Consider the following 25,627-nt stretch of genomic DNA (forward strand, 5'->3'; position numbering starts at 1 on the left):
CTACACAATCTCTTTCGCCTAATTGTGTATTATTTCCCCTCCTTTTCTTGCTTTATCTTATCTTTACTAAATACTAGAAAACCTCCATCACTTAATTTACCGAATTTCCAAAATGTACCGTACTGTTTAATATATATATATTTTTGGTTATTTTTTTTCCCAACTCGATAACCTTCTGTAGTGGATCGAATGTTTTCACCATATTTGCCGAATTTGTCTTGAATGTTTTTTGGTTGGTTTTCAGGCTTAAAAAATAATAAAACAGTTAGGTTTTTATTTTTTGTATCTAATAAAACTTTCTTATTTGCAGTACCATTTTCATCTGTTTTAATAGTAGTTTCGTAGATTACTTTCTTTGTATCATCATCTTTAAACAAAAGATTAAATTTAGCATTTTTAGGAAGTGATGATTCTACTTTAATCCCGACGGTTTTAAAATCATAAGTACCTTGTGGTTTAATAGCTAAATTTTGTGGAGGCTTTTTAATAGTACAAGCTGAAAGTACGATAGTTGCCAAGGTTAGTAAACAGACCATTTTAAATTTTTTCATTCGATTAAAAAACCCCTTTCAAAGGAATAAAATTTATTTCCATTTTTTTTTATAAAAGTTAAAATTTTTAACCAAATACAATTAATTTTATCAAAATAATGACGGCTTGTGCAGTTAAATTGTTATAATTTTCTATTTTATCGAATAATTCCACCATTTATTTGTTTTTATACAGTATAATAGATTCGTACCAACTACTAATAAAGGAGGCAATTTGATGGAAAAAATGTTAGTAAAACGTTTAACACGTGCTGAGGTTCCAACAGAAATGACATGGAAATTAGAGGATTTATATCCAACTCGTACAGAGTGGCTAGTTGCTTTAGAACTAATTGAAAATGATCTAGTAGAGGCGAAATCGCTAAAAGGTTCTGTCCTTAAGTCTGCCGAATCTTTAAAAAAGGCTTTATTAACTTATGAATCGATTATGCTTCAATTAATTCGTTGTGGTACATATGTAAGCTTACGTCAGTCTGGAGATGGTTCAGATTCTCAAAATCAATCTGATAGTTTACAATTTTCTAGCTTAAGTACAAAAGCAAATACAACTTTAACGTTTATTCAATCAGAGCTTTTACATTTAAATAACGAAATGTTAGAAGGATTTATTAAGGAAGAAAATGAAATTGAGGTCTTTAAATTATTATTAGAAGAAATTATTGCATCTAAAAAACATATATTACTCCCTGAAACTGAAGAGGCTTTAGCTGCGCTTGGTGAAGTTACTTCTGCCCCATATCGAATTTACCAAACAAGTAAGGCCGCTGATTTAAAATTCGATTCCTTTGAAGATGAAAATGGAAAAGAATTAGAAAATTCGTTTGCCATGTTCGAAAACTTATATGAATTCTCTCCAAATCAAACAGTGCGTAAACAAGCGTATGAATCTTTTACTAAAACACTTACCCAATACAAAAATACATATGCTTCGATTTATGCTACTCAAGTAAAAAAGGAAGTCGCATTAAGTAAATTACGTAATTATGACTCAGTTACGCAAATGCTACTTGAAGATCATAAAGTATCTTTAGAAATGTATCATAATCAATTAAATATCATCTTTAAGGAATTAGCTCCACATATGCGTAGACTAGCTAACTTAAAGAAAAAACAACTTGGACTTGAAACGATACATTTCTATGACTTAAAAGCACCACTAGATCCAGATTTCAACCCAAGCACTACTTATGAAGAAGCAAAAGAAACGATTTTAAAATCACTAGAAATTATGGGACCTGACTATGTTTCAATTATGGAAAAAGCGTTTGATGAGCGTTGGATTGATTATTCCGATAATGTTGGAAAATCAACAGGTGCATTTTGCTCTAGTCCGTATGGAGTGCATCCATATATTTTAATTAGCTGGCAGGATACGATGAGAAATGCATTTGTCCTTGCTCATGAGCTAGGGCATGCTGGTCATTTTTATTATGCAAACAAATATCAACGTGTTGTAAATACACGTCCTTCTATGTATTTCGTAGAAGCACCTTCGACATTTAACGAAATGTTATTAGGCCAATATTTATTAAAACAAACGAATGATCCAAAAATGAAGCGTTGGGTGATCCTGCAATTACTAGGTACTTATTATCATAATTTTGTAACTCATTTACTTGAAGGTGAGTTCCAAAGAAGAGTTTATGACCTTTCTGAAAAAGGTACGCCTCTTACAGCGAAGACCTTCTGTGAAGTTAAAGGGAATGTTCTGAAAGAATTTTGGGGAGATTCTGTTGAAATAGATGAAGGTGCAAGTTTAACTTGGATGCGCCAGCCTCATTATTATATGGGACTTTATCCATATACTTATTCTGCTGGATTGACTGCATCTACTGCAATTTCACGAAGAATTGCTTCAGAAGGCCAACCTGTTATTGATTCATGGATTGAAGTATTAAAAACAGGTGGATCGAAAAAACCTGTTGAACTATTAAAAATGGCAGGTGTTGATCTAACAACAAGTGCACCAATCAAGGAAGCTGTTGAGTATGTTGGTTCATTAGTGACTGAATTAGAGTCTCTTTTCTAAAAACATCAAAAAAACCTAAATTATTTCAAAATAATTTAGGTTTTTTTATTAGTTTTTCATTTGTTTCTTTTTACCTTTCGTTCCATTAGTGTAAAGTATAAATCCAATACATCCAAATAAAATTGGTCCAAGTACGATAGGTAAATATTCTAGTAATGTCGTATCTGGAGCTGGAATAAGCGTTAAACCGATTGTTCCAACTACTGAAATCATTCCAATGAGTGCAACGAAAATGGCTAGTGAATTACTTTTAATTTTAAACGGTCTGTTTATTTTTTTATCAGTCATACGAAGTTTAAGATACGCACTAATTAAAAATACATAAGGAATAAAAAATGCCAATGTTGACATTAAAATTAACATATTTAATGCCTTTGAGACACTTGGTACAAATGCAGATAGGATTAAAATTAGCGTTACTGCCGCTGCTTGACCTAATATTAAAATTGATGGCATACCATCTTTATTTTCTTTTAATAAATTTTTAGGAAGTACCTCTTTTGCACTTTCAGCAATCATTACACTTGGATTCAAAATTAAAAATGAAAGAGATCCTACAAATGCTAATACAAAGCAGATTCCTAAAATTTGAGAAAGTGAAAAATCCAGTCCAAATTGTGAAGTTATTTTATCCGCAAATAAGTAAAGTGCCGTCGCAGTTTGGTCAGATGAAATTGTAATGACAAACTGGAAAGCAACTGTTGCAAGTATATATACTAATGCAATAATAATTGATGTAATTAAAATTGCTCTAGGAAATGTTTTTTGTGGGTTTCTTACATTACCTGCAATCGTTCCTAGCATTTCTGCCCCTGAAAAACCAAACATTAGTGTTGATAAAAACATGATCGTTCCAAATGATAAATTATTTGGCATGATTGTACTTTGTGTAAAGTGGGTAGCGCTTGGTTCACCGCTAAACATACTATAAAATCCAAAGCCAAATATTAAAATAGCCGGTACTAATACGCCAAGTGGAGCCCCGATCGATGCAAGCCTTCCGCTCATTTTAGTACCTTTTAATGTAAGTAATGTAACAATCCAAAATATAATACTAGATATAATAGCTGTTTTCATAGGATGACTTGCCATTTGTGGCTGGTTAATTCCATATGCAATCGCAATTGTTGTAGTTAATAAAAGTGACGGATAATACGTAAAATTAGCAATCCAAAAAAACCACGAACATAAAAATGACGCCTTCTCGCCAAAAGCTTTTCGAACCCAAACACCCATTCCGCCTTGATTTGGATAGGTTGTAGATAACTCTGCTACAATCAATCCAATTGGAATAAAATAAATTAACGCTGCAGCAATCCAATAAAATAAAGCTGAAGGACCGATTGTTGAAGCAAAAGCAATATTACGTAAACCTAATATTGCATTTATACTTAAAAATGATAAACCCATTACCCCTAATTTTTTAGTCGAATTCATGATGATACTGCACCTTTCAGAAAAAATTCTTCTACTTATTAATCACTTGAGTAATTATACAAATATATTAATATAAATTCAATCGTTATTTTATACTAATATAATATTTTGAATTGATCTAAAATTTCATCTTTAAATGCGAGTTATTGATCAAGCAGGCAATGAACTTTGTTAATCGAAGAGATATTCTATTCAATATCCAGTCGATTGTTCTATAAAAATACAAAAAACCCACGAGTAATTTCCTCGTGGGTTACTTAATTTTATTAATCAACGTAACGAATAATTTCTGCAACTTCTTTACGTGCAAGTTTTTTCGCTGGTTCAGATGGATATCCAAGTGAAATAACCATGTTAATTTCGCGGTTTTCCTCAATTTCTAAATACGTTCTTAGTTTATCTTGAGCAAGTAAGACTGGACCTGTCATTGGACATGTTCCTAAGCCTAATGCATGGGCTGCTAACATTAGGTTTTGTGATGCTAAGCAGCTGCTTTTAATTCCTTCTTCTTTCCAAACTTCATTTTCAACAAAGCCAATTGGATCAAATATTTTTGTTCTGAATTTTGATTCATAAGGTGTTGCTAAACAAATAATTAAAACTGGTGCTTCTCTAAATGCTGTTGCATAAGGACCAAAAGAACGAACTAATAGTTTACCTTCTTTTTCTAATCCTTTTTCTTTTGCTTTTTCAGCAACTTCATGTAGAGAATCCCATGTCATCTCTTCAATTTTTTTAATTTTGTCAGTGTTTTTAATAATGATAAACTCCCAAGTTTGTGAGTTTGTATCACTTGGAGCATAACGTGCGCAGTCAATAATTTCTTCAATTATTTCATTTGATACTGCTTGATCAGTAAATTTTCGAATACTTCTTCTTCCGTGAATAATTTCTTTAAACGAATTGTAATCCATGCTTCCACCCTTTATTGTATATGCTGATCTTCACTCATCCCTTGATGATTTACTAATTCATAGTAAAATCCTTGTTTATCAATTAGTTCTTCATGTGAACCTCTCTCTATACACATTCCATTTTTCAAAACAAGTATTTGATTAGCATTTTTAATTGTATTTAGTCGATGAGCAATGACAAAGCTTGTTCGGCCTTGCATTAGTCTTTGTAAAGCTTCTTGAATTTTAATTTCAGTAATTGTATCAATACTACTTGTTGCTTCATCTAAAATTAAAATTGCAGGATCTGCTAGAATAGCTCGAGCAATTGAGAGAAGTTGCTTTTGACCATGACTAATTTGCTGATCATCTTGATTTAAGATTGTATCATATCCTTTTGAAGATTTCATAATAAAACTATGTGCATTGGCAAGCTTTGCAGCCTCTTCTACTTCTTCATCTGTTGCATCTAAACGACCATAGCGAATATTTTCTCGAATTGTTCCTTTAAATAAAAATGAATCTTGTAAAACAAATGCCATTTGCTGTCTCAAATTTTTTCTAGAATATTGTCCAATACTTACACCATCTATGAGTATATCACCACTATTGATTTGATAAAAGCGCGAAAGTAAATTTACTACTGTAGTTTTACCTGCACCAGTTGGTCCGATTAGAGCAATTGTCTCACCTTGTGATACTTTGAATGAAACATTTGTTAATGTATTTGAATCCTTCCCATAAGAAAAATTAACATTTTTATACTCAACTTCACCTTGAATAACTTTTTGATCGTTAATTATGTGGGATTCATCAATCGCTTCAATATCTTCATCGATGATTGAGAATACTCTTTCAGCACCAGCAATAGCAGAAAGTAATGTATTAAACTGATTTGATAAATCGTTTAGTGGTCGAGTAAATTGTCTTGAATACTCAGTAAATACAACAATTGTACCAATCGAGATATGTCCTTTATAGGCAAAGTAGCCACCAATACCTGCAATGATTGCAAAGCTTACATTGTTTAATACATTCATGAATTTAGGAATAAATCCGGCAAAGATAAAAGCCCAAAATCCTGAGTTTTTCAATTTTTCATTTTTATTTAAAAAATCTCGAATCATTTTATCTTCTTGAGAAAAAGTTTTGATGATTCTTTGGCCTGAAACAGTTTCTTCAATAAATCCATTTAACTCACCTAAGTTACGTTGCTGGATTTTATAGAGTTGGCCAGTACGGTGCGTAATCCATTTTATACCAATTATTAAAACTGGAACAATTGATAAAGTCAGTAAAGTTAAGATTGGACTGTACCAAAGCATCACTGAAATCGTACCAATTAAAGTTAAAACACTTGAAAAAACTTGGATTACTGATGTATTTAAAGTCGAACTTACATTTTCCAAGTCATTTGTTACACGGCTCATTAACTCTCCATGTTGTCTTTTTTCAAAAAATGACATAGGTAATTTATGAAACATATTAAATAATTCTGTCCTCATTTTTGTTACAGTGTTTTGAGCAATATCGATCATCCAAAAATTTTGTAAAAACAATGATGCTGAATAGCCTAAGTAAATAAACACTAAAGCAACGATTAACCAACTTAAACCACTTAAATTATCTTTTAGAATATAATGGTCGATTGAATAGCCAACTAATACAGGTCCTAATAAACCGAGTACAGAACTTGCTAAAACCATTAAAAGTACGACAACTAATTTACCTTTCATTAATGCTAGGTAAGACCATATTCTTTTCAATGTTGAGGAAACGTTATCTGCTCGAGAAGCTTCCTTTTTCTTCTTTTCCTTTGATAATTGTAAGTGTTTATATTGGAAAGGTTTAGTTAGCTCCTTTAACATTATGAATTTCCTCCCTTCCATATTGTGAATAGTAGATTGCTTTATATAATTTTGAACTTTTTAATAAAGATTCATGTGTACCCTCTTCTACAAGCTCACCCTCATCTATAATTAATATTTTATCTGCATTTTTTGCTGTGCTGATCTTTTGAGTGATGATTAATGTGGTGCAGTCGTAATTTTTTAGAGCTTCAATCAAACTAGCTTCGGTTTTTAAATCTAATGCACTAGTACTATCATCAAGTAATAAGATACTAGGTTTTCTAAGAATCGCTCTTGCAATCGAAAGTCTTTGTTTTTGACCACCAGAAAGGTTAACTCCTTTTTGACCAATTAAACTTTCATATCCATTTGGGAAAGTCAAAATTGAATCGTGAATTTGTGCATGTTTAGCAGCTAAATAAACTTCCTCATCTGATGCACTTTCTCTACCCATTAGTAAATTTTCTTTGATTGTACCTGTAAATAGTAAAGCTTCTTGTGGTACATATCCAATTTGTCCTCTCAGTTGCTTACTGTTTATTTTACGTATATCTTGATCATCAATTAAGATTGTTCCAGAATTAACATCGTATAAGCGAGGGATTAATTGGAATAAAGAAGTTTTTCCAGACCCTGTTGAGCCCAATATCGCAATTGTTGTTTGAGGATATGCAACAAATGAAATATTTTTTAACACCTCTTTTTCAGAGTTAGGATAACTGAAAGAAACTTGATGGAATTGAATTTTTCCTTCCAATCGATCTGTAAGTTGGTTTCCTTCATTCTTTTCTACAAAGTCTTCTTCAATCGTTAATATTTCATCGATCCGTTCAGAAGAAGCTCTCATTCTTGAAAATGCACTAATAATAAATGAAAAAACAGTAAATGATGAAGTAATACGAGAAATATAATTTACGATTGCAACAATATCTCCAATATTTGTTTCATGTGAATGTACTTTACTATTTCCAAACCACAATACAATCAAAACCGCAGCATTCATAAATAGAAGCATGACTGGCATCGTAATTTCCATTGTTCGTAAAGCAACTGAGGTTTTTTGTTTTAAATTTTGATTTATATGTTGAAATCGATTATTTTCATAGTCATTTCGTACGAATGCCTTAATTAATTTCATTCCAACTAAATTTTCTCTTAGCACACTATTTACAATATCCACATTATCTTGAACATTCTTAAATAGCCTTCTACCTTTTTTAACCATCCAATTTAGGAAGATAAATAAAAAAGGTAAAATTAAAAATAGAATAAATGAAAGCTTCCAATTCAAAATTAATGCCATTACGACACTACCAGTTACGATTAATGGTGCTCTCAAAATAATTCTTAAGCTCATAAATACGGCACTTTGTAATTGTGAAACGTCATTTGTCAATCTAGTAATGATTGATGAAGTTGGTAAATAACTAAACGTCGTAAATGAAAAAGTTTGTACTTTCTCAAATAATGTTTTCCTTAACGTATATGAATAGCTTTGAGCAATATGAGTTGCATAAAAAGTATTTAATACTCCTCCAATAAAAGCAACGATCGATAACACGATCATGACGATTCCCCATTTTGTAACATAAGCCATGTCTTTGTGAACTATTCCATTGTTAATGATATTAGATAAAATATATGGTTGAAATAATTCAACGACTAATTCTAATAGTAAAAAGACTATGCTTGCGAAAATTGTTATTTTATATGGTTTTAAAAATTTAAAACTATTCACTTTAGTCACTCCCCTACTAAAGAGGTAATGATTAAAAACCCCTCCGTATTTTCTTATCTCTTTTTAATAAATCTACAAAAATGTTAATAAAGGCATTTAAAACATGAAAAGAACTCGTAATTAAACGAGTCCTCCTCATAGAAAGTTATCATTCAGTGATTGATAAAAATTCTTCAACGTCTTTAAGAGATAGTTTTACTGCCTTCTCCCAAAAATCACGTTTTGTTAAATCTACACCTAAATGTTTTTGAGCTAATTCTTCAACTGTCATAGAAGCTGTATCTTTTAAAAGAGCAATATATTTCTGTTCATAGCTCTTTCCTTCTTCCAATGCTTTTGCATAAATTCCTAATGAGAATAAGTATCCAAATGTGTATGGGAAGTTATAGAACGGTACACCTGTAATATAAAAGTGTAGTTTTGATGCCCAGAAATGTGGATGATACTCTTCTAAAGCCCCACAATACGCTTCTTTTTGAGCTTCTTCCATCAGTTCATTTATTTTATTTTTACTTACAACACCATTTTTACGCTCTTCATAAAAACGCGTTTCAAACAAGAAGCGAGCATGAATATTCATATAAAATGCTACACTTCGTTGAATTTTGTCTTCTAAAAGAGCTAAACGTTCCTGATCGGAACTCGCATTTTTAACAGCTGCATCAGCTACAATCATTTCTGCAAATGTAGAAGCTGTTTCAGCAACATTCATCGCATAATATTTATTAAGTGTATGAACATCTTTCATCGCAAATGAATGGAAAGCATGACCTAATTCATGTGCTAATGTTGAAACATTCGAAGGTGTACCTGAATATGTCATGAAAATACGTGATTGGCTGCTTTCAGGAAATCCTGTACAGAAACCTCCTGGACGTTTACCTGCACGATCCTCCGCTTCAATCCAAGAATCTTCGAAAGCCATCTTTGTAAAACTAGTTAACTCTTCACCAAATTTACCAAATTGATCTAATATAAATTCTGCACCTTCAGAATATGAAACGGTAGAATCAATATCAGCCACAGGCGCATCTAAATCATACCAACTTAATTTATCTACGCCTAGTAATTTAGCTTTTCTTTCTAAATATTCAACAAATGGCGCTTTATTGTCGATTATCGCACCCCACATTGAATCAAGTGTTTCTTGACTCATACGATTGATTGATAATGGTTCTTTTAATACATTATTCCATCCACGTTGTCCATATACACTTAAACGGAAACCTGCAAGGTGGTTTAATATTTTAGCGAAATAATCTGACTCTTCTCCCCATGTTTCTTCCCATTTTTCAAAAATCTCTTTACGCACATTGCGTTCCTTAGAAGAAAATAGATTTGATGCTTGACCAACAGATAAAAGTTTATCATCATGTTCGATCTGCATTTTTCCAACAACAGTATCGTACATTTGGCCCCAACCATGATATCCGTCAACTGAAAGGGCAGTAATTAATGCCTCTTGTTCAACTGATAATAATTCACTAGCATTTTGACGACGCTCATTTAATGCGAAAGAAATTCCCTTAAACTCATCAGTTTCTAAAATATCTTTCCAAACAGAATCTTCAATTTTCGTTAGTTGACTATGGAATTTTGTTAAAGACGTAGAAAATGTTGCATATAGCTGCGTTAACTTTCCTCTTAATAAATTAGCTTTTTGATCAGCCATATTTTGAGCTTGTAAACAGCTAACAAACCCACTAGCTTGCGATAATTTCTTACCTATTACTTCAATATTACCTATGATATCAGCTAATTCCTCAACTTCATCACTACTTTTAGGAGCAGAAAACAAAGAAACTTGTTTTTCAATTCTTTCTACTAAATTGGTAATTTCTATTATGTATGATGCGAATTCAGGAGATTCACTGCCTCCTTTAAAGAAAACATCTAAATCCCATGTAAGTGAATATGTATTTGTTGACATACGACCCCACCTTTTGGTTTTTTAAGTACATTTGTTATTATACATTATTCAAAATATTTAGTCTAATCATACTACTTTTACCAATTTTAAATCCTACACAAGCTTGTTGAATTTTGCTGTAATCGTACATTTTGTCTATTTATAATAGAAAGAAATGTTTAGCACGATTCAGTTTGAGTTAGTTTTTAGTAAAATTTAGAAGTTTTTAGAACTAAAATTCAGTTTCTGTTTAGCCTTAAATTAAAAGCAAATATTACAAAACATCACTAAATGTTACATAGTTTTTAATTCTAAATTAATAAAACCCATCTCAATTGTCCTAAAAAAGTATGTTTTTCTAGACTATTTATTACCTGATTGAACAGTTTTTACTGATTAACTATCTTCCTATTCACTTTTCAATTCACCTCTTTTAGCCCTTTAAAATCAAGGATCTTTGCTCATAAATCAGGGATGAACATTCTTAAATTGGAACTATGTCGAAATGAACTGTAGTTATTATGCAGAATTTATAGAAAATTATAAAAAAAGGTAATATATTTGTAATATAAAATAAAACTACTGAAATCTTACTGTCACATTCCCATGGTAAAGTATTATACATAGAAGATGGACAGGAGCGGGAAATATGAAAAAATTAATGACATGTTTTGTTACTACTGTTATTCTAACAATGGGATTTACGACAAATACATACGCAGCAACATACAAAGTTAAATCTGGTGATACTTTATCTGCTATCGCAAAAAAACAAAAGGTAACAGTTTCTCAGATTAAATCTTGGAACCATTTAAAATCAGACCTAATTAAAGTAAATCAAGTATTACAAATTAAACCGGCAACTAAGAAAAAAACAACAACAACTAAAAAAACAACAGCTAAAGCTGCTACACCTTATAAAGTAATTAAAATGAAAGCTACAGCTTACACTGGTAGCTGTAAAGGATGTAGTGGTAAAACAGCTACTGGCATAGATTTAAAAAAGAATCCAAAAGCAAAAGTTATTTCTGTTGATCCAAAAGTAATTCCTTTAGGTTCTAAAGTATATGTAGAAGGCTATGGCTATGCAATTGCTGGAGATACTGGTGGTTCTCTAAAAGGAAATAAAATTGATGTATTTATCCCAAGTCAGAAAAATGCCCAAAAATGGGGAGTTAAAACAGTTACTGTAAAAGTTTATAAAAAATAAGAAAACGAGCCTTTAATCTAGGCTCGTTTTTCTATTTCTACTTCCATTTGGATTTAGGTCAAATAATCGCCGATCTAATTCAGTTAAGAATTCATTTCTCTTTTCAACAATAGATATAATTTCATGCATATTTGCTTTTAAAATTAACCTTTGAATACTCTTTCTTTGTGATATTTCTAGTAAATACATTTCATATGGTTTAAACCACTCTTCTTTTTTCAATATAGTAATTCTCTTTTCAATCAATTCCACATCTTTCTCATAAAACGAATAACCAAAAAATTTTTTTGGCAAATAATCAAAGAAAAATTGAGCGATTATTTCGATAACAAACCAAGATATTAAGCGAAATATGAAACCTAATAACCCAAAGAAAATCTCATGCATGGTTTTATCTCCTACTCTATTTATCTTTATAATTTTAACATATCTTACTAATTAATTTAATTGCTCTTTTAATCAATCCTTTTGGATATTTTCCATTTAACTAATAAATAATAAGATTATATAATTTTGTTTTGGAGATGAAACCAAATGAAAGATAAACGTTTTACGATAACTGGAACTGACATAAACGAAGTGAAAAGAAAAAATGCAAATTCTGGTTTGACATATAATCAAGTTAAACAATTACTTGCGGAAAAATATATGAAAGAACGAGAAAAATAAAGAATTATTGATTCCTTATTCTTATTTATTGTTTATTCCCGTGATTTTCGCTTAGTTTATTCATAATTCATGCTCCTATTTGCAGTTTTAGTGATTTTATTTGCAGTCTCGATTTTTTTAATTGCAGTTTGACAATTTTTATTTGCAGTTTTAGCTTTTTTAATTGCATCTTGACAGATTTAATTGCAGTTTCCGCTATTTTATTTGCAGCTCCACAGATTTTAATTGCAGTTTCACCTTTTTTATTTGCAGTTTCACTGATTTTATTTGCAGCTCTACCTTGTTTATTTGCACTTCAGATTTAATCTTAAAAATAAAAAAGCACTCAACTCTCCATAGTTGAGTGCCTTTCTTTTAATTCGAGTGGATTGAATGTTTTACTTTTGCACCTTTGTTTTCTATTTTTATTTCACTTACATCACAATTTGGAAATAAACGTGTAAAATAGTCAATTGCTTCAGTACAACCTTCGATCGAAACAAATGCTAGTACTGTCGGACCGGCGCCACTTAATACGAATCCATGTACATATTCAGGTAATTCGATTTGTTTTAGGGTTTCTAGCTCTTTTACAATTTTGCATCGATATGGTTCGTGAAACAGATCTCGTTTCATCATATCGCCTGCTAATGCCCAATTTTCCGTTAATAGTGCTGATACTAACAGATTACTAAAGCTGCTAGATTGTATAGCATCTTTATAAGGAATCGTTGAAGGTAATATATTTCTTGCATGAACAGTTTCTAATTCGTATTTTGGTATAATTGCTACTACTGACACTTTATTTAATGTCGAGTGTTGGATATATGCTTTTCCATCTATAAAAGTCCCAATAACTAAGCCACCATAAAGTGAAGCTCCGACATTATCCATATGACCTTCAATTGCAGTTGCGATTCTAAGCTGTTCTTCTAGAGATAATTGAAGATTACAAAGTTCATTCGCTAGTATAATGCCACCTACTATTGCTGAGGCACTACTTCCTAAACCTCTTGTTAAGGGAATATTACTTTCAAGCTTTAAATGACATGTTGGCAAAGTTTTATGATTTGCTTTTGCGACATCAATTGCTGTTTTTAAGATTAAATTTGTATGATCAAGTGGAATATCTTTTAAATATTCACTAAATCCCTCACAGCTATATTGATCGTGATCATAAACCTCAATTGTTAAGTATCGATCTAACGCGATACCGATCGAATCAAAACCAGGTCCTACATTTGCAGTGCTTGCAGGAACTGTTATTTGTAAAAGTTTTTTCATATCGAAACCACACCTTGTAAATGTTCTAATACAATTTTTTCTTCATTCGGTAACAGGATTGGCTCAATTTTACTTGATTGAATTGCGATATCTGGATCCTTTAATCCATTACCTGTTAAGATGGCTACTACTTTTGAGCCTTTTTTGATGACACCAGATTGTACTTGTTTATATACTCCAGCAATACTTGCACATGAACCTGGTTCTGCAAATACGCCTTCTTTTGATGCAATCCATTTATACGCTTGTAGGATTTCCTCATCTGATACACTATCGATTGCACCGTTTGATTGCCCAATTGCATTTACCGCGTGATCCCAGCTTGCTGGGTTACCAATTCGAATTGCTGTTGCAATTGTTTCGGGATTATCAATCTTTTTATTATTAACAATTGGTGCTGCACCTTCTGCTTGAAAACCATGCATTTTAGGTAATTGATAACCTTTTGATAAATTGTATTCATTAAATCCTTTCCAATAAGCTGTAATATTCCCTGCATTTCCAACTGGAATTGCTAATATATCTGGAGCTTCTTCCAATTGCTCACAAATTTCGAATGCAGCTGTTTTCTGGCCCTCGATTCGATATGGGTTTACAGAATTTACTAGTGTAATTGGTTCAGACTCACTAATTTTTCTTACCATTTGTAATGCGTGATCAAAATTTCCATCGATGCTAATGATATGTGCTCCATACATGACAGCTTGCGCAAGTTTACCGTATGCAATTTTGCCATTAGGAATAATAACAAAACATTTCATACCAGCTCTTGCAGCATAAGCAGCAGCGGCAGCAGATGTATTACCTGTCGATGCACAAATAATTGCTGAACTTCCTGCTTCCTTTGCCTTAGCAACTGCCATTACCATCCCACGATCTTTAAATGAACCTGTTGGGTTTAGCCCTTCTAACTTAACATATAATTCAATTCCCCACTCCTCTGATAAGTGAGGTAAAAATAGTAATGGCGTATTCCCTTCATTTAAAGTTAATTTTGGTGTTTCTTCATTTATTGGTAATAAATTTGAATATTTTTCGATTAATCCTTTATACATCAAGATCTTCACCTGCAATTCGATAATAGCTTCGTACTTCATCGACAACATCAGATGTTTCTAAATTTTCCAATACTTTTTTGTATGCTGAATATGACGCATGGTGTGTTACTAAGATGATTTCAGCAAGACCTTTATGCTTTAATGGAACTTGAATAATTTTTTCAAAGCTTATATCAGATTCTGTAAAAATTGAAGTAATTTCAGCGAACGAACCTAATTGATCTTTTACTGTAAAGCGGAAGAAAGATTTAAAATAGATTTCATGATCTTCTTTAATTTCTTTTGGATATTGTGGTAACACAGCACTTGTACCGTTTACACCAAGTCGCATATTTTTCATTACCGCAACTAAGTCTGATACGATTGCAGTTGCAGTTGGTAAACTACCCGCACCTGGTCCATAGAACATTGTTTCTCCTACAGCTTCACCATATACATAAACTGCATTAAATTCATTGCTAACAGATGCTAATGGATGATTATGCGCTATTAAAGTTGGCCCAACACTAACCTCAATTCGATTATCGTTTCTCTTTGCATAACCGATTAATTTCATTGTATAACCAAAGTATTTAGCAAAATCGATGTCTTCTGAAGATACTGAACTAATTCCACGTACTTGCACATCTTCTAGTTCAACATCCATTGAAAAACCTAATTTAGCTAAGATTGTCATTTTTCTCGCAGCATCTAATCCTTCAACATCTGATGTTGGATCTGCTTCTGCAAAGCCGAGTTCCTGTGCTTCTTTTAAGACATCCTCATATGCTTTTCCTTCATTGCTCATCTTTGTAAGTATAAAGTTTGTCGTTCCATTTACAATTCCCATTAATTTAGTTACACGGTCTGCAGCTAAACCATCTACTAGACTACGAATAATAGGGATACCACCAGCAACACTAGCTTCATAGAATAAATCGCATTTATTCTCATTTGCTACACGGAGTAATTCAGTACCATATAAAGCCATTAAATCTTTATTAGCTGTGACTACATGTTTTTTATTACGAAGGGCATGGAGTATGTACTTTCTAGCATCTTCAATTCCACCCATTACCTCTACTACAACATCTACTTCTGCATCATCTAAAATTTCATATGCATCAGTCGTTAATAAATCTTTTTGAATTGAAATTGAGCGTTCCTTTTCAAGGTCCTTAACAAGAATCTTTTTTACTTGAACAGAACAACCGATTTGATGGGCTAATCTGTCCTGATGATCTTCAACAATTTTTACAACACCACTTCCAACAGTTCCAAGTCCTAATAGGCCGATAGATATACAGTCCTTCATATGATCTCCTCCGTTAAAATTTGATAATATTACCATTATGGGAATGTTTTATGAAAATAGCAAACACTTTTTTAAATTTTCCAATTTTTTTTTTAGTAATTGACAAAATTATGAAATTGAAAATATAAAACTATAAATTGTAAGGGGTTTCTTGATAAACGTAATAATTTAACCAATTTGAGAAAAGGAGATTAGCATGACTTCTCCAACGTACAATCGGTTGTTTTTTGGGATTATCATTTCGGAAATAGTTTTTTGGAATAGCAATTTCCGCTCCTCTTTGTACATCTCTTTCATATTCTAATTTTAAAGTATTAATACAATATTCATGATGTCCAGTTGCAAAAATTTGCTTTCCATCCTCACTAGTGACAAGATGGACACCAGCATCATCTGATAGACTTAAAATCTTCAATTCCCCTATTTGATCGATGTCTTCCTTCTTAACCTCCGTGTGTCTTGAATGTGGTACATAATACTCGTCATCAAAGCCACGTACTAGTTTCACAAAGCGATCCTCTACCGAGTGTGCGAAAACACCAAACATTTTTTTATCTAATGTGTATTTAGGTACTCCAAAGTGATGATAGAGACCTGCTTGTGCACCCCAACATATATGCAATGTAGAAGTTACATTTTCTTTTGTGAAATCCATGATTTCTTTAAGTTCCGACCAATATTCAACTTCTTCAAAGTCCAATGTCTCTACTGGAGCACCGGTAATAATAAAGCCATCATATTTTGTATTTTGAATTTGTGTAATTGTTTTATAAAAGCTTGAAACATGCTCTTCTGAAACGTTTTTGGGCTTGTATGATTCAGTACCTATTAAATCGATATCTACTTGTAAAGGTGAATTTGCAATTAAACGTAATAATTGCGTCTCAGTTTCAATTTTAGTTGGCATTAAGTTTAAAATGCCTATTTGAAGCGGTCTTATATCTTGTGATTCCGCTCGCTCTTTCGTCATATAGAATACATTTTCTTTCGTTAGTATTTCCGTTGCAGGTAGATCTTTGTTGATAATTATAGGCATTTTTTCCACTCCTCTTTTTTCTTAAGAAAAAGGTAGTAGATTGATGCATGAACTATTTCTACTACCTATTTGAAATATCTAAACTAAATTTTGGTTTTATTGAATCAATTGAATAATTATTCTCAGATATTAAACTGAAAAATATCTTCCATCTTTATGCGAGAATACCATTGCAGTTACAGATGCTTCTGGTAGCATCATAAATCCTTCTGTCAAATTAATCCCAATTTCATTTGGGTTAATTAACTTAAATAGCTTTTCTTGATCCTCTAGGTTTGGACAAGCAGGGTAACCAAATGAAACCCTAATTCCTTGATATCTTGCTTTAAAACGCTCAGACATTGTGAAATCTGGACGGTCTGGGAATCCCCATTTTTCTCTCATCAGCTTATGAGTTTTTTCGGCTAATCCTTCTGCTAATTCTAAAGCTAATGAGAATAAAACGTGACTCTTTAAATACTCCCCTTCTTGTTTCAATCTTTCGGCGATATTTCTTACTCGTGGACCCGATGTAACAGAGAAGAATCCAACATAATCCATCTCTTCACCAACAGGATTTAAAAAGTCGCTGATACAAAGATTTGGTTCTTTTCTTTGTCTCGGAAATTGAAAACGTTCAATCGGTTTTTTCGTTTCAGAGTCATAGATAATGACATCATTGCCATCACTTTGAGCAGGGAAAAATTGATAGATTACTTGGCAGTCAAAATATTCATTTCCATCTTTTAAGAATTCTTGCACTAACTCATATAACTCTTGGCCACGCTCTTGATTTTCCCATTTACCTTTAACACCTAAGTGATGACCTATAAGCATTTGATAATTAATAAATGGTGCCACTTGAGCTACCGGAATATTTTTTATGACTGTTTTACTTAATGATGAAGGAACTAAGCAATCTGACTTCTGTATTGCTGATCTTGTTGTATTAATTTCAGGAACAGGTAATTCAATAACATTGTCTATTTTTTTAATTGCCTTTTTCTTTTCTTCTAATGCTTTTAATTCATTAGGATTAACAATTTTATTTGCTAAGTCTAAACCAGTCATCGCGTCATTTGAGTAAACAACTAATCCATCGTAAATTGGCTGAATACGGTTTTCAGTAAATTTTCTAGTTAATGCAGCCCCACCTACTAATATTGGTGTGTCAATCCCTGCACTTTTTAAGTCCCCAGCAGTAATAACCATTTGTTGAGCTGACTTTACTAATAAGCCTGATAATCCAATAATGTCTGGTTTGTTTTCACGAATCTTTGTAATTAAATCATCTGGACGAATATTAATACCTAAATTGACAACATCAAATCCGTTATTCGTCAAGATAATATCAACTAGGTTCTTTCCGATATCATGAACATCACCTTTAACTGTAGCTAAAATAACCTTCCCTTTTCTAGAGCTTTCCGTTTTCTCCATAAATTGCTCTAAGAAGTTTACAGATGCTTTCATTACTTCTGCACTTTGTAATACTTCAGCTACGATTAGCTCATTATTATTGAAAAGTCTTCCAACTTCATCCATCCCAGTCATTAGTGGACCATTAATAATATTTAACGGTATGTCACCACGGTCGAGACAAGCTTGAAGATCCTCTATTAATCCTTGCTTTGAACCTTCAATTACACACGCCGCTAATCTTTCTTCAATTGGAAGCTGTTCTTTCGGTTTTTCTTCTTTCTTTACTGAATTTCTAAAATGCTCAACAAATTTATCTAATGTTTCTTGAGACGTATGGAATAATAAATTCTCAGCAAGTTCACGTTCTTCAGTAGGAATTGAAGCGAATCGTTCTAGTTTCTCAGTATTTACAATCGCATAATCAAGACCAGCCTTTGTAGAATGATATAAGAAAACGGCATTTAACACTTCTCGACCAGCATTTGGTAATCCGAATGAAATATTACTTAAACCTAAAATCGTTAAACACTCTGGAAATTCATCTTTAATTAATTTAATTCCATCAACTGTCGCTTTTGCAGAACCGATATATTGCGTATCACCTGTTCCAACAGGGAAAACAAGTGGATCAAATATGATATCTGTCGCACGAATTTTATATTTTTCAGTTAATAGTTGATAACTTCTTTTTGCAATTTCCAATTTTCTTTCTGCTGATACAGCCATTCCATCTTCATCAATCGTACCAACTACAACTGCAGCACCATATTTATGAATGAAAGGTAAAATCTTCTCAAATCGCTCTTCCCCATCTTCAAGATTAATCGAATTAATAATCGCTTTACCTTGAATATAAGTTAGTGCTAATTCAATTACGTTTTCATCAGTTGAATCAATCATGATGGGTACTTTTACTTTGTTAACTAATTGCTTAATGAAATTTTCCATATCTTCAACTTCATCACGATCTGGATCTGCCATACAGACGTCGATGACATGGGCACCTTTTTTCACCTGAGCTCTAGCAATCTCTGAAGCTTCTTCAAATTTTCCGTCTGCAATTAAATTTTTAAATTTACGTGATCCAATAACGTTTGTTCTTTCGCCGACGAAAAGTGGTCTCATACTATCGTCATATCGAAGTGATTCTAAACCACTAACAGCATGATCCTCTCTTTTTTTAGGTTGACGAGGAGTTATTCCATTTACCGCATCTTTCATTGCCCTAATATGTTCAGGAGTTGTTCCACAACAACCACCGATAATATTAATCCAACCTTGTTCAGCAAAATCGCGTACTTTGTGTGCTAAAGATTCTGGTGACTCATGATAATGTCCATCTTCATCTGGTAAACCAGCATTTGGATAACATGAAACAAAAGTCTCAGATAGTTCTGACAATGAACGAACATGATCTCTCATAAACTCAGGTCCTGTTGCACAGTTTAATCCAATTGAAATAGGAGAAATATGTTCAATGGCTAAATAAAAAGCATCAATTGTTTGACCTGCTAATGTTGTCCCCATTGGTTCAATCGTCCCGGAAATCATAACTGGTAATTTTTTATTTAATTCGTTAAATGCATTACTAATCCCAATACAAGCAGCTTTAACATTTCTCATATCTTGACAAGTTTCAACTAATAAAACATCTACACCACCATTTATTAATCCAGTTGCTTGTCGATTATAAGCAGTAATTAATTCATCAAAAGTCACACCACCTGTTACACTAATTGCTTTTGTCGTTGGCCCCATCGCACCTGCAACATATACATCTTTACCGGATGCCACAACAGCTTGCTTTGCAATACTTGCTGCAATTTCATTTAGTTCAATATCTAAATGCTGTAAATTATAATCCGATAAAACAATATTTGTTGCTCCGAATGTATTCGTTTCGATAATGTCAGACCCAGCAAATATATATTCCTCATGAATTTCTTGTATAACATCTGGTCTTGTAACAACTAAATATTCATTACAACCTTCATATTCTTCTCCACCAAAGTCATCTGCTGTTAAATCTCTTTGCTGGATCATCGTTCCCATTGCTCCATCAAGAAGTAATATTTTTTCTTTTAATGCTACGTCTAATGTTTTCATAGTTGAATCTCCTCTTTATTGCTGCTTTTAGTAAATTGAATTAAGTCCTCTGTAATTTCATACTTCAAAAATGGAGTGATAAAATAAATGCCGTTAAATTTATCCTTTACATAATCAATAAGCTCTTTTGCAATTTTTTTACCTTCATCAACTGCTCTCTCAGGTTCAACTGATGAAATTCTGTTTCTTACCTCATCGGATAATGTAATTCCTGGAACTTCATAATGGATAAAATCAGCATTTTTCTTACTAACTAGTGGCATAATCCCAATAAAAATTGGCTGTTTAATATGACGAGTTGATTCATATAACCTATCAATCGTTTCAAAATCATAAATTGGCTGAGTTAAAAAGTAATCCGCTCCCGCCTCAACCTTTTTCTCAAGCCTTTTAATTGCGGCATCAAACTTTCGAACATTCGGGTTAAAAGCAGCAGCGACAGAAAATCTCGTTCCAGTTCCTAAACTTTTACCAGAATATAACCTTCCATCGTTCATTTCCTTAATCATTCGAATAAGTTCAAGTGATGCTACATCATATACTGAAGTTGCACCTGGAAAATCGCCTACTCTTGCTGGATCACCTGTTATTGCAAGAACTTCATTTAAACCTAAAGTTGAAAGTCCCATTAAATGAGATTGAAGTCCAATCATATTACGATCTCTACAAGTTAAATGCGTCAAAACTGGTACATCCAATCTTTGAAGAAGTGATGCCATCGCCACATTCGAAATTCTAGGTGAAGCTAATGGATTATCTGCTAGCGTAATTGCATCAGCCCCTGCGCTATGTAATGCTTTCGCTCCTTCAAAAAACTTTCTTGTTTGTAATGTTTTTGGTGGATCTAGCTCTGCTATAATCGTCGTTCTCTTTTTTGCCTTTTCTGCTAATGTTTCATTCTTTTGTTCTTCTTGCTTAGGGATTGTAATTTTTATTGTTCTGTTTTTTACATCTTTTTTTGTAACAGGCTGTAAAGTATCAATCTTACTTCGTAAAGCAGCGATATGTGCTGGTGTTGTACCACAGCATCCACCGATAAGTCTTACACCTTGTTCAATAAATGGTTTTGCCATATCTTCAAAATATTCTGGATTCGATTTGTATACGTATTTTCCCTCATTGTATAGTGGTAATCCCGAATTAGGAAATGCCGATAAGTAACCATTCGTTGGTAATGAGACAGTATTTAATGACTCCAACATATGAAGTGGTCCTAGATGACAATTGATTCCAACAACATCTGCACCCAAATCGATTAAATTAGGAAGAATTTTTTCGATATATTGACCACTTTGCATGACACCAATTTCTTGTAGTGTTACTTGTGCAATGATCGGTAAATCCGTTCTTCCTCTTAATAGATTTACAGCATCATATAATTCATTTTCATCATAAAATGTTTCAAGCATGATCCCATCTACGCCTTCTTCTAGTAAAGCTGAAGCTTGCTCAAGCAACATCATTTCACGTTCTAAAGCTGTCGTAAAAGTAGAACCTACATATTTCATTCCACCTATACCGCCAATTACTAATGCTCTTCTTTTTGAAGCCGCTCTAGCATTTCTAACAGCCATTTGATTAATTTGCTTAACCAGCTTTTCTAATCCATATTGTCTCAGTTTTCCAGCATTAGCACCGTACGAATTAGTTTGAATCACTTCTGCGCCAGCATCTATATATTGTTCATGTATATGAATGATTCGATCACGCTCTGTAATATTAAGTTCTTCAAAACAGCTGTGAAGTCCGCCAGAATACAAAAGCGTTCCCATTGCACCGTCACCTAAAACAATTCCATCTTTTAACTTTTCTAATAAACCCATTCAATCACTTCCCATTTAGATAAAATAAAAAACGCCATTCCCTCAAAAAAAATGAGAGAATGACGTTTAAGTACAGATTACGCCTTATCTCTCATGTTTTAAACATGCTGGATTTAGCACTTTTTAGCTTTCGCTAAAGTTGCCGGGTTTCAAAGGGCCAGTCCCTCCACCACTCTCGATAAGGATTATTTAGTTATATTTAATATAAAAACAGTTTACTATATTTATATGATTAAGAAAAGACATTTATGGAAAGATTTCCAAAAATAAATATATTTTGTTTACATAATAGTATTATTTAACTATTTTTAAAGTGTGCTAGTGCTAATAGCGGATAAATTTCATTATAGCTATGATAGTGAATATAAAACTGACCAGGTAAACCTAATCCAGTTGGATAAGTTAATGCTTTATTAGTCAATTCACTTTGAGTAGTTAAAAATTTAATCCCTTTTCTAATTACTTCATCTTCCTTATTACGAATTGAAAGTAAAGTATCAACTGCCCATGCTGTTTGGCTAGGTGTACTATATTTTAAAGAAATATATTTATTTTTAACAGCTGAAAGACCCGATTCTCCCCAACCTCCGTCTTCATTTTGAATACTAACTAACCATTTTTCAGCTTTTTTAATCACCTCATGATTTTTAGGAATTCCAACGGCTCTTAAGCCAGTAATCGCTGCCCAAGTTCCATAAATATAACAAATACCCCATCTACCATACCAACTACCATTTGATTTTTGGTTTTTTAAAAGCCAATTAACCGTCTTTTTCACAATCGGATCATCGTTTGAAACCGTCGTATAATTTCCAATAAATTCTAAAATACGTCCAGTTAAATCTGCAGTTGAAGGATCGATAATTGCACCTTTTGCATTTTCAATTGGTAATAATGTTAACCATTTATTTGTTACATTTTTTTCGAAAGCTCCCCAACCACCATCGTCATTTTGAAGTCCAAGTAAAAAATGAACACCCCTTAACCAACTTTCATGTAATGTGGACTGATCCAAAGCACTTCTTGTAATTGCACGTAAAGCTGCTCCAGTATCATCATTATCTGGAATAAACGAATTAACATCAGAAAAGCCCCAACCACCAGGACTTAAATTTTTAGCATGAACCTTCCAGTCACCATTCAAATTCTGTTGTTTTTTACTTAAATAACTAATTGATTTCGCAACAATCGGATCATTTATTTGGTAACCAGCTTCTTGAATTGCATATGACAATAATGCAGTATCCCAAACCTTTGATGGCGAATTTTGAATATGAAGTCCGGCTTCTGTATCGGTTGCATACGAAAGAAGTCCTTGTAGTGCATTTTGAATGACAGATGAAGTAGATTCATAGCCTAAAGCCATTAAAGCATAAATCATATAAAATGTAGAACTAGCATAGCTATAAAAAGTTCCATTTGTTTCGATACGATCCAGAATAAATCTTTCAGCCTTTTCATATCCTTTTTGGTGAAAATAGAGAGGATATGAAGCTAGCTTCTTACCTTCTTCAAGTAAAAATTGATAAAAACTCCCTCGTTCTTCGTAAAACCAATCTACCTCGCTAGTTTCCAGAAGATGATCGATATTTAGATCGTCATCCAATTTCAATTTAAATCGCTTATTTATACAAAGAATCATTGGAACTAAATGAACTCTAGCATAATTACTTAAATCAAATAAACTTAACGGCATTTTATCTGGGAGCAAAAAATAACTCATTGGAAAATAAAATAATTTTGGATATTCAATCAAACCATGAGTAGCCAGAATCATTTTTAACATAAAATGTGTTTTTTTAATACCACCGTTCTCACGAATAAATTTTTCAGCTTTTTTCATACTCGAATGTTCTTTTGAATACTTTTTTGAGATTAATAAAGCTATGTAAGCTTGTACTGTTGCATTTATGTTTCCATCTTTTTCATCTTCGTATAATTTCCAAGCTCCATTCGGATGCTGAAGATTAATGATTCGATCAATAATCCCATTAATTACCTTTTGATTTTTGTATTCAAGATCATTCATTAATAAAATCATAAAACTATCCGTCATTAATGAACCTTCAAAACAATATTCCCAAGAACCATCTTCATCTTGTTTCGCTCTTAGACGTTTGATCCGCTCTTCAATATTTCGTAAAACAATATTTTCGAGGTCCATTTTACCACCTCAGTTCAATTTTTTTCTGGCTGATGGTATTTTTCCATTCTTGTTGAATGCTCAATTTCAATTTCTTCAAGTTCATCAATTTCTTCTGATACTTCGACTTCTATCTTTTTACTAAAATAAACAATTGAAATAATAAATGCTAATAGACTAAAAGGTAAAACAATTATTTTAAATCCGAACCAAGTAAATGAATGTAAAATATGAAAATAGCTACCTAGTAACAAGCAATAAATAAGTAATAACAGATCGATAACAATTACACCGCAAAATGATTTCACTATTTTTATTAAAAAAGGATTCAATTAGATCACACTCCATTATTAATCTATGATTTAAATGTGAAATAATGAATTATTCTGTGTAATTAGTAACTGTTACTTGAAAAAAACAACATTTTCTAGTGGGAATTTCAGGGGAAATAAATAATTTACTTTAAACTTTTTTCTCAAAAATATTTAATATATTGACTAATCTATTAAATGTCTAATCAGAAACTATTAAAAGTGAATATAGTGAGAGTATTGATAGAAAGGAGTGTTTTACAATGGCAGCAGAATTTGAAGATTTCAAAGCTTTAAAAGAAGAAATTCAAGAGGTGCTTGCAGCAGCTAATCCAGATGGTTCAATCAATTTTAATTTTTTCAACATTGAAATTAAAGAGAATCGCATCCAGGTCGAACAAAGAGCTGAAGGCGGAGGACAAATTAATCGAAATGTTGGAATGAACGCAAATCAAGGCGGACAAAATGCTAGAGACAATAGCCAAACAGCAAATGATCGTTCACAATTTGCAGATGGAAATGGTAGAAGCGGTATTGCTGGAAGAGATAACGATGAATTAGGCGGACAGCAAGGAATTAAAATCAGAGACAGCAAAATCAAAAGAAGCAGAATCAGAACAGATTCCGAACACAACGAAGGCGCTGGAACTGAAGAAGCAAACGCTGCACAATTCCAATTGCCAAGATTAAATAGACTTAGTCAAACTGAATAAGTGACTTCCCCACTTATAGACTAATATTTTAAAAGTGTGGACAAGCTATACTAAGATTTAAATAGAAGATGCCTCATCATGATTGAGAATGTTGATATTGAACTCTATAATTTTTTGTTCACTCAATTTCATTTGACTTCTATTACAAGATTGACGACAAATGAGTAGATCGAATAAAAAACCCACGAGGAAA

General features: G+C 32.5%; 19 protein-coding genes and 1 riboswitch. Of the genes, 4 read left to right on the forward strand and 15 right to left on the reverse strand.

Annotation, left to right across the window (positions count from 1 at the left end):
• Nucleotides 1-29: 29 nt before the first annotated feature.
• Nucleotides 30-551: a hypothetical protein gene (locus BM319_RS03985; RefSeq protein ID WP_091021368.1), complete on the reverse strand. Its 522-nt coding sequence runs from the start codon at nt 549-551 to the stop codon at nt 30-32.
• Between the two features lie 217 nt (nt 552-768).
• Between BM319_RS03985 and pepF the strand changes: the two genes are divergently transcribed.
• The gene (gene pepF / locus BM319_RS03990; RefSeq protein WP_091021369.1) at nt 769-2,580 is read left to right on the forward strand and encodes an oligoendopeptidase F; all 1,812 of its coding nucleotides are present in this window, start codon (nt 769-771) and stop codon (nt 2,578-2,580) included.
• A 48-nt stretch (nt 2,581-2,628) separates the two neighbouring features.
• Here pepF and BM319_RS03995 read toward each other — a convergent pair whose 3' ends face one another.
• From BM319_RS03995 to BM319_RS04015, 5 genes are all read right to left on the reverse strand, one after another.
• Nucleotides 2,629-4,017 (reverse strand): APC family permease, encoded by a 1,389-nt coding sequence (locus tag BM319_RS03995; RefSeq protein ID WP_069032560.1) that lies wholly within the window; start codon nt 4,015-4,017, stop codon nt 2,629-2,631.
• Between the two features lie 266 nt (nt 4,018-4,283).
• Nucleotides 4,284-4,931, reverse strand: coding sequence for a nitroreductase family protein (locus tag BM319_RS04000; protein ID WP_069032559.1), 648 nt, complete (start codon nt 4,929-4,931; stop codon nt 4,284-4,286).
• Between the two features lie 11 nt (nt 4,932-4,942).
• Complete coding sequence (locus BM319_RS04005; protein ID WP_091021370.1) at nt 4,943-6,778, reverse strand: ABC transporter ATP-binding protein; 1,836 nt, start codon at nt 6,776-6,778, stop codon at nt 4,943-4,945.
• Entirely contained in the window at nt 6,759-8,498 is a 1,740-nt protein-coding gene (locus BM319_RS04010) for an ABC transporter ATP-binding protein (RefSeq protein ID WP_286143674.1), read from the reverse strand. Before BM319_RS04010 ends, BM319_RS04005 begins: the two co-directional genes overlap by 20 nt.
• 148 nt (nt 8,499-8,646) lie before the next feature.
• The gene (locus BM319_RS04015) at nt 8,647-10,428 is read right to left on the reverse strand and encodes a M3 family oligoendopeptidase (protein WP_069032556.1); all 1,782 of its coding nucleotides are present in this window, start codon (nt 10,426-10,428) and stop codon (nt 8,647-8,649) included.
• Between the two features lie 628 nt (nt 10,429-11,056).
• Here BM319_RS04015 and BM319_RS04020 point away from each other — a divergent pair.
• Complete coding sequence (locus BM319_RS04020; protein ID WP_025671360.1) at nt 11,057-11,617, forward strand: 3D domain-containing protein; 561 nt, start codon at nt 11,057-11,059, stop codon at nt 11,615-11,617.
• A gap of 12 nt (nt 11,618-11,629) precedes the next feature.
• On the opposite strand, the gene BM319_RS04025 is transcribed toward BM319_RS04020, so the two are convergent.
• Nucleotides 11,630-12,004 carry a hypothetical protein gene (locus BM319_RS04025; RefSeq protein WP_069032555.1) on the reverse strand — a complete coding sequence of 125 codons (375 nt, stop codon included), beginning with the start codon at nt 12,002-12,004 and terminating at the stop codon, nt 11,630-11,632.
• A 147-nt stretch (nt 12,005-12,151) separates the two neighbouring features.
• On the opposite strand from BM319_RS04025, the gene BM319_RS24985 reads away from it, so the two are divergent.
• Complete coding sequence (locus BM319_RS24985) at nt 12,152-12,286, forward strand: hypothetical protein (RefSeq protein ID WP_091021372.1); 135 nt, start codon at nt 12,152-12,154, stop codon at nt 12,284-12,286.
• Nucleotides 12,287-12,640: 354 nt separating this feature from the next.
• Here BM319_RS24985 and thrB read toward each other — a convergent pair whose 3' ends face one another.
• The 8 genes from thrB to BM319_RS04070 all read right to left on the reverse strand — a co-directional run bounded on the left by thrB (nt 12,641) and on the right by BM319_RS04070 (nt 24,742).
• Nucleotides 12,641-13,549 (reverse strand): homoserine kinase, encoded by a 909-nt coding sequence (gene thrB, locus BM319_RS04035; RefSeq protein ID WP_069032554.1) that lies wholly within the window; start codon nt 13,547-13,549, stop codon nt 12,641-12,643.
• Nucleotides 13,546-14,604, reverse strand: a complete 1,059-nt coding sequence (gene thrC / locus BM319_RS04040) for a threonine synthase (RefSeq protein ID WP_217492988.1) — start codon at nt 14,602-14,604, stop codon at nt 13,546-13,548. The genes thrB and thrC overlap by 4 nt, the downstream gene beginning before the upstream one ends.
• Nucleotides 14,597-15,901, reverse strand: coding sequence for a homoserine dehydrogenase (locus BM319_RS04045; RefSeq protein WP_069032552.1), 1,305 nt, complete (start codon nt 15,899-15,901; stop codon nt 14,597-14,599). Before BM319_RS04045 ends, thrC begins: the two co-directional genes overlap by 8 nt.
• A gap of 130 nt (nt 15,902-16,031) precedes the next feature.
• Nucleotides 16,032-16,937, reverse strand: a complete 906-nt coding sequence (gene metA / locus BM319_RS04050) for a homoserine O-acetyltransferase MetA (protein ID WP_091021373.1) — start codon at nt 16,935-16,937, stop codon at nt 16,032-16,034.
• A gap of 129 nt (nt 16,938-17,066) precedes the next feature.
• On the reverse strand, nt 17,067-20,444 hold the full coding sequence (metH, locus tag BM319_RS04055) for a methionine synthase (protein ID WP_091021374.1): 3,378 nt from the start codon (nt 20,442-20,444) through the stop codon (nt 17,067-17,069).
• Entirely contained in the window at nt 20,441-22,267 is a 1,827-nt protein-coding gene (locus tag BM319_RS04060; RefSeq protein WP_069032549.1) for a bifunctional homocysteine S-methyltransferase/methylenetetrahydrofolate reductase, read from the reverse strand. The genes metH and BM319_RS04060 overlap by 4 nt, the downstream gene beginning before the upstream one ends.
• An 81-nt stretch (nt 22,268-22,348) precedes the next feature.
• Nucleotides 22,349-22,452: riboswitch (SAM riboswitch) on the reverse strand.
• Nucleotides 22,453-22,565: 113 nt separating this feature from the next.
• Entirely contained in the window at nt 22,566-24,431 is a 1,866-nt protein-coding gene (locus tag BM319_RS04065) for a terpene cyclase/mutase family protein (RefSeq protein ID WP_091021375.1), read from the reverse strand.
• Nucleotides 24,432-24,445: 14 nt separating this feature from the next.
• Nucleotides 24,446-24,742, reverse strand: a complete 297-nt coding sequence (locus tag BM319_RS04070; protein WP_069032547.1) for a hypothetical protein — start codon at nt 24,740-24,742, stop codon at nt 24,446-24,448.
• A gap of 242 nt (nt 24,743-24,984) precedes the next feature.
• Here BM319_RS04070 and BM319_RS24990 point away from each other — a divergent pair, with 242 nt between their 5' ends.
• A complete protein-coding gene (locus BM319_RS24990) occupies nt 24,985-25,434 on the forward strand; it encodes a hypothetical protein (protein ID WP_254664542.1) in 450 nt (149 codons plus the stop codon).
• Nucleotides 25,435-25,627 lie beyond the last annotated feature (193 nt).

Origin of the sequence: Bacillus sp. UNCCL81 (assembly GCF_900112535.1) — a bacterium.
Taxonomy (GTDB): Bacteria; Bacillota; Bacilli; order Bacillales; family Bacillaceae_G; genus Gottfriedia; species Gottfriedia luciferensis_B.

What these genes read in the sequence shown, in the direction of transcription:
- BM319_RS03985 (WP_091021368.1), bottom strand. Translation starts at nt 551, where the DNA reads ATGAAAAAATTTAAAATGGTCTGTTTACTAACCTTGGCAACTATCGTA.
- pepF (WP_091021369.1), top strand. Translation starts at nt 769, where the DNA reads ATGGAAAAAATGTTAGTAAAACGTTTAACACGTGCTGAGGTTCCAACA.
- BM319_RS03995 (WP_069032560.1), bottom strand. Translation starts at nt 4,017, where the DNA reads ATGAATTCGACTAAAAAATTAGGGGTAATGGGTTTATCATTTTTAAGT.
- BM319_RS04000 (WP_069032559.1), bottom strand. Translation starts at nt 4,931, where the DNA reads ATGGATTACAATTCGTTTAAAGAAATTATTCACGGAAGAAGAAGTATT.
- BM319_RS04005 (WP_091021370.1), bottom strand. Translation starts at nt 6,778, where the DNA reads ATGTTAAAGGAGCTAACTAAACCTTTCCAATATAAACACTTACAATTA.
- BM319_RS04015 (WP_069032556.1), bottom strand. Translation starts at nt 10,428, where the DNA reads ATGTCAACAAATACATATTCACTTACATGGGATTTAGATGTTTTCTTT.
- BM319_RS04020 (WP_025671360.1), top strand. Translation starts at nt 11,057, where the DNA reads ATGAAAAAATTAATGACATGTTTTGTTACTACTGTTATTCTAACAATG.
- BM319_RS04025 (WP_069032555.1), bottom strand. Translation starts at nt 12,004, where the DNA reads ATGCATGAGATTTTCTTTGGGTTATTAGGTTTCATATTTCGCTTAATA.
- BM319_RS24985 (WP_091021372.1), top strand. Translation starts at nt 12,152, where the DNA reads ATGAAAGATAAACGTTTTACGATAACTGGAACTGACATAAACGAAGTG.
- thrB (WP_069032554.1), bottom strand. Translation starts at nt 13,549, where the DNA reads ATGAAAAAACTTTTACAAATAACAGTTCCTGCAAGCACTGCAAATGTA.
- thrC (WP_217492988.1), bottom strand. Translation starts at nt 14,604, where the DNA reads ATGTATAAAGGATTAATCGAAAAATATTCAAATTTATTACCAATAAAT.
- BM319_RS04045 (WP_069032552.1), bottom strand. Translation starts at nt 15,901, where the DNA reads ATGAAGGACTGTATATCTATCGGCCTATTAGGACTTGGAACTGTTGGA.
- metA (WP_091021373.1), bottom strand. Translation starts at nt 16,937, where the DNA reads ATGCCTATAATTATCAACAAAGATCTACCTGCAACGGAAATACTAACG.
- metH (WP_091021374.1), bottom strand. Translation starts at nt 20,444, where the DNA reads ATGAAAACATTAGACGTAGCATTAAAAGAAAAAATATTACTTCTTGAT.
- BM319_RS04060 (WP_069032549.1), bottom strand. Translation starts at nt 22,267, where the DNA reads ATGGGTTTATTAGAAAAGTTAAAAGATGGAATTGTTTTAGGTGACGGT.
- BM319_RS04065 (WP_091021375.1), bottom strand. Translation starts at nt 24,431, where the DNA reads ATGGACCTCGAAAATATTGTTTTACGAAATATTGAAGAGCGGATCAAA.
- BM319_RS24990 (WP_254664542.1), top strand. Translation starts at nt 24,985, where the DNA reads ATGGCAGCAGAATTTGAAGATTTCAAAGCTTTAAAAGAAGAAATTCAA.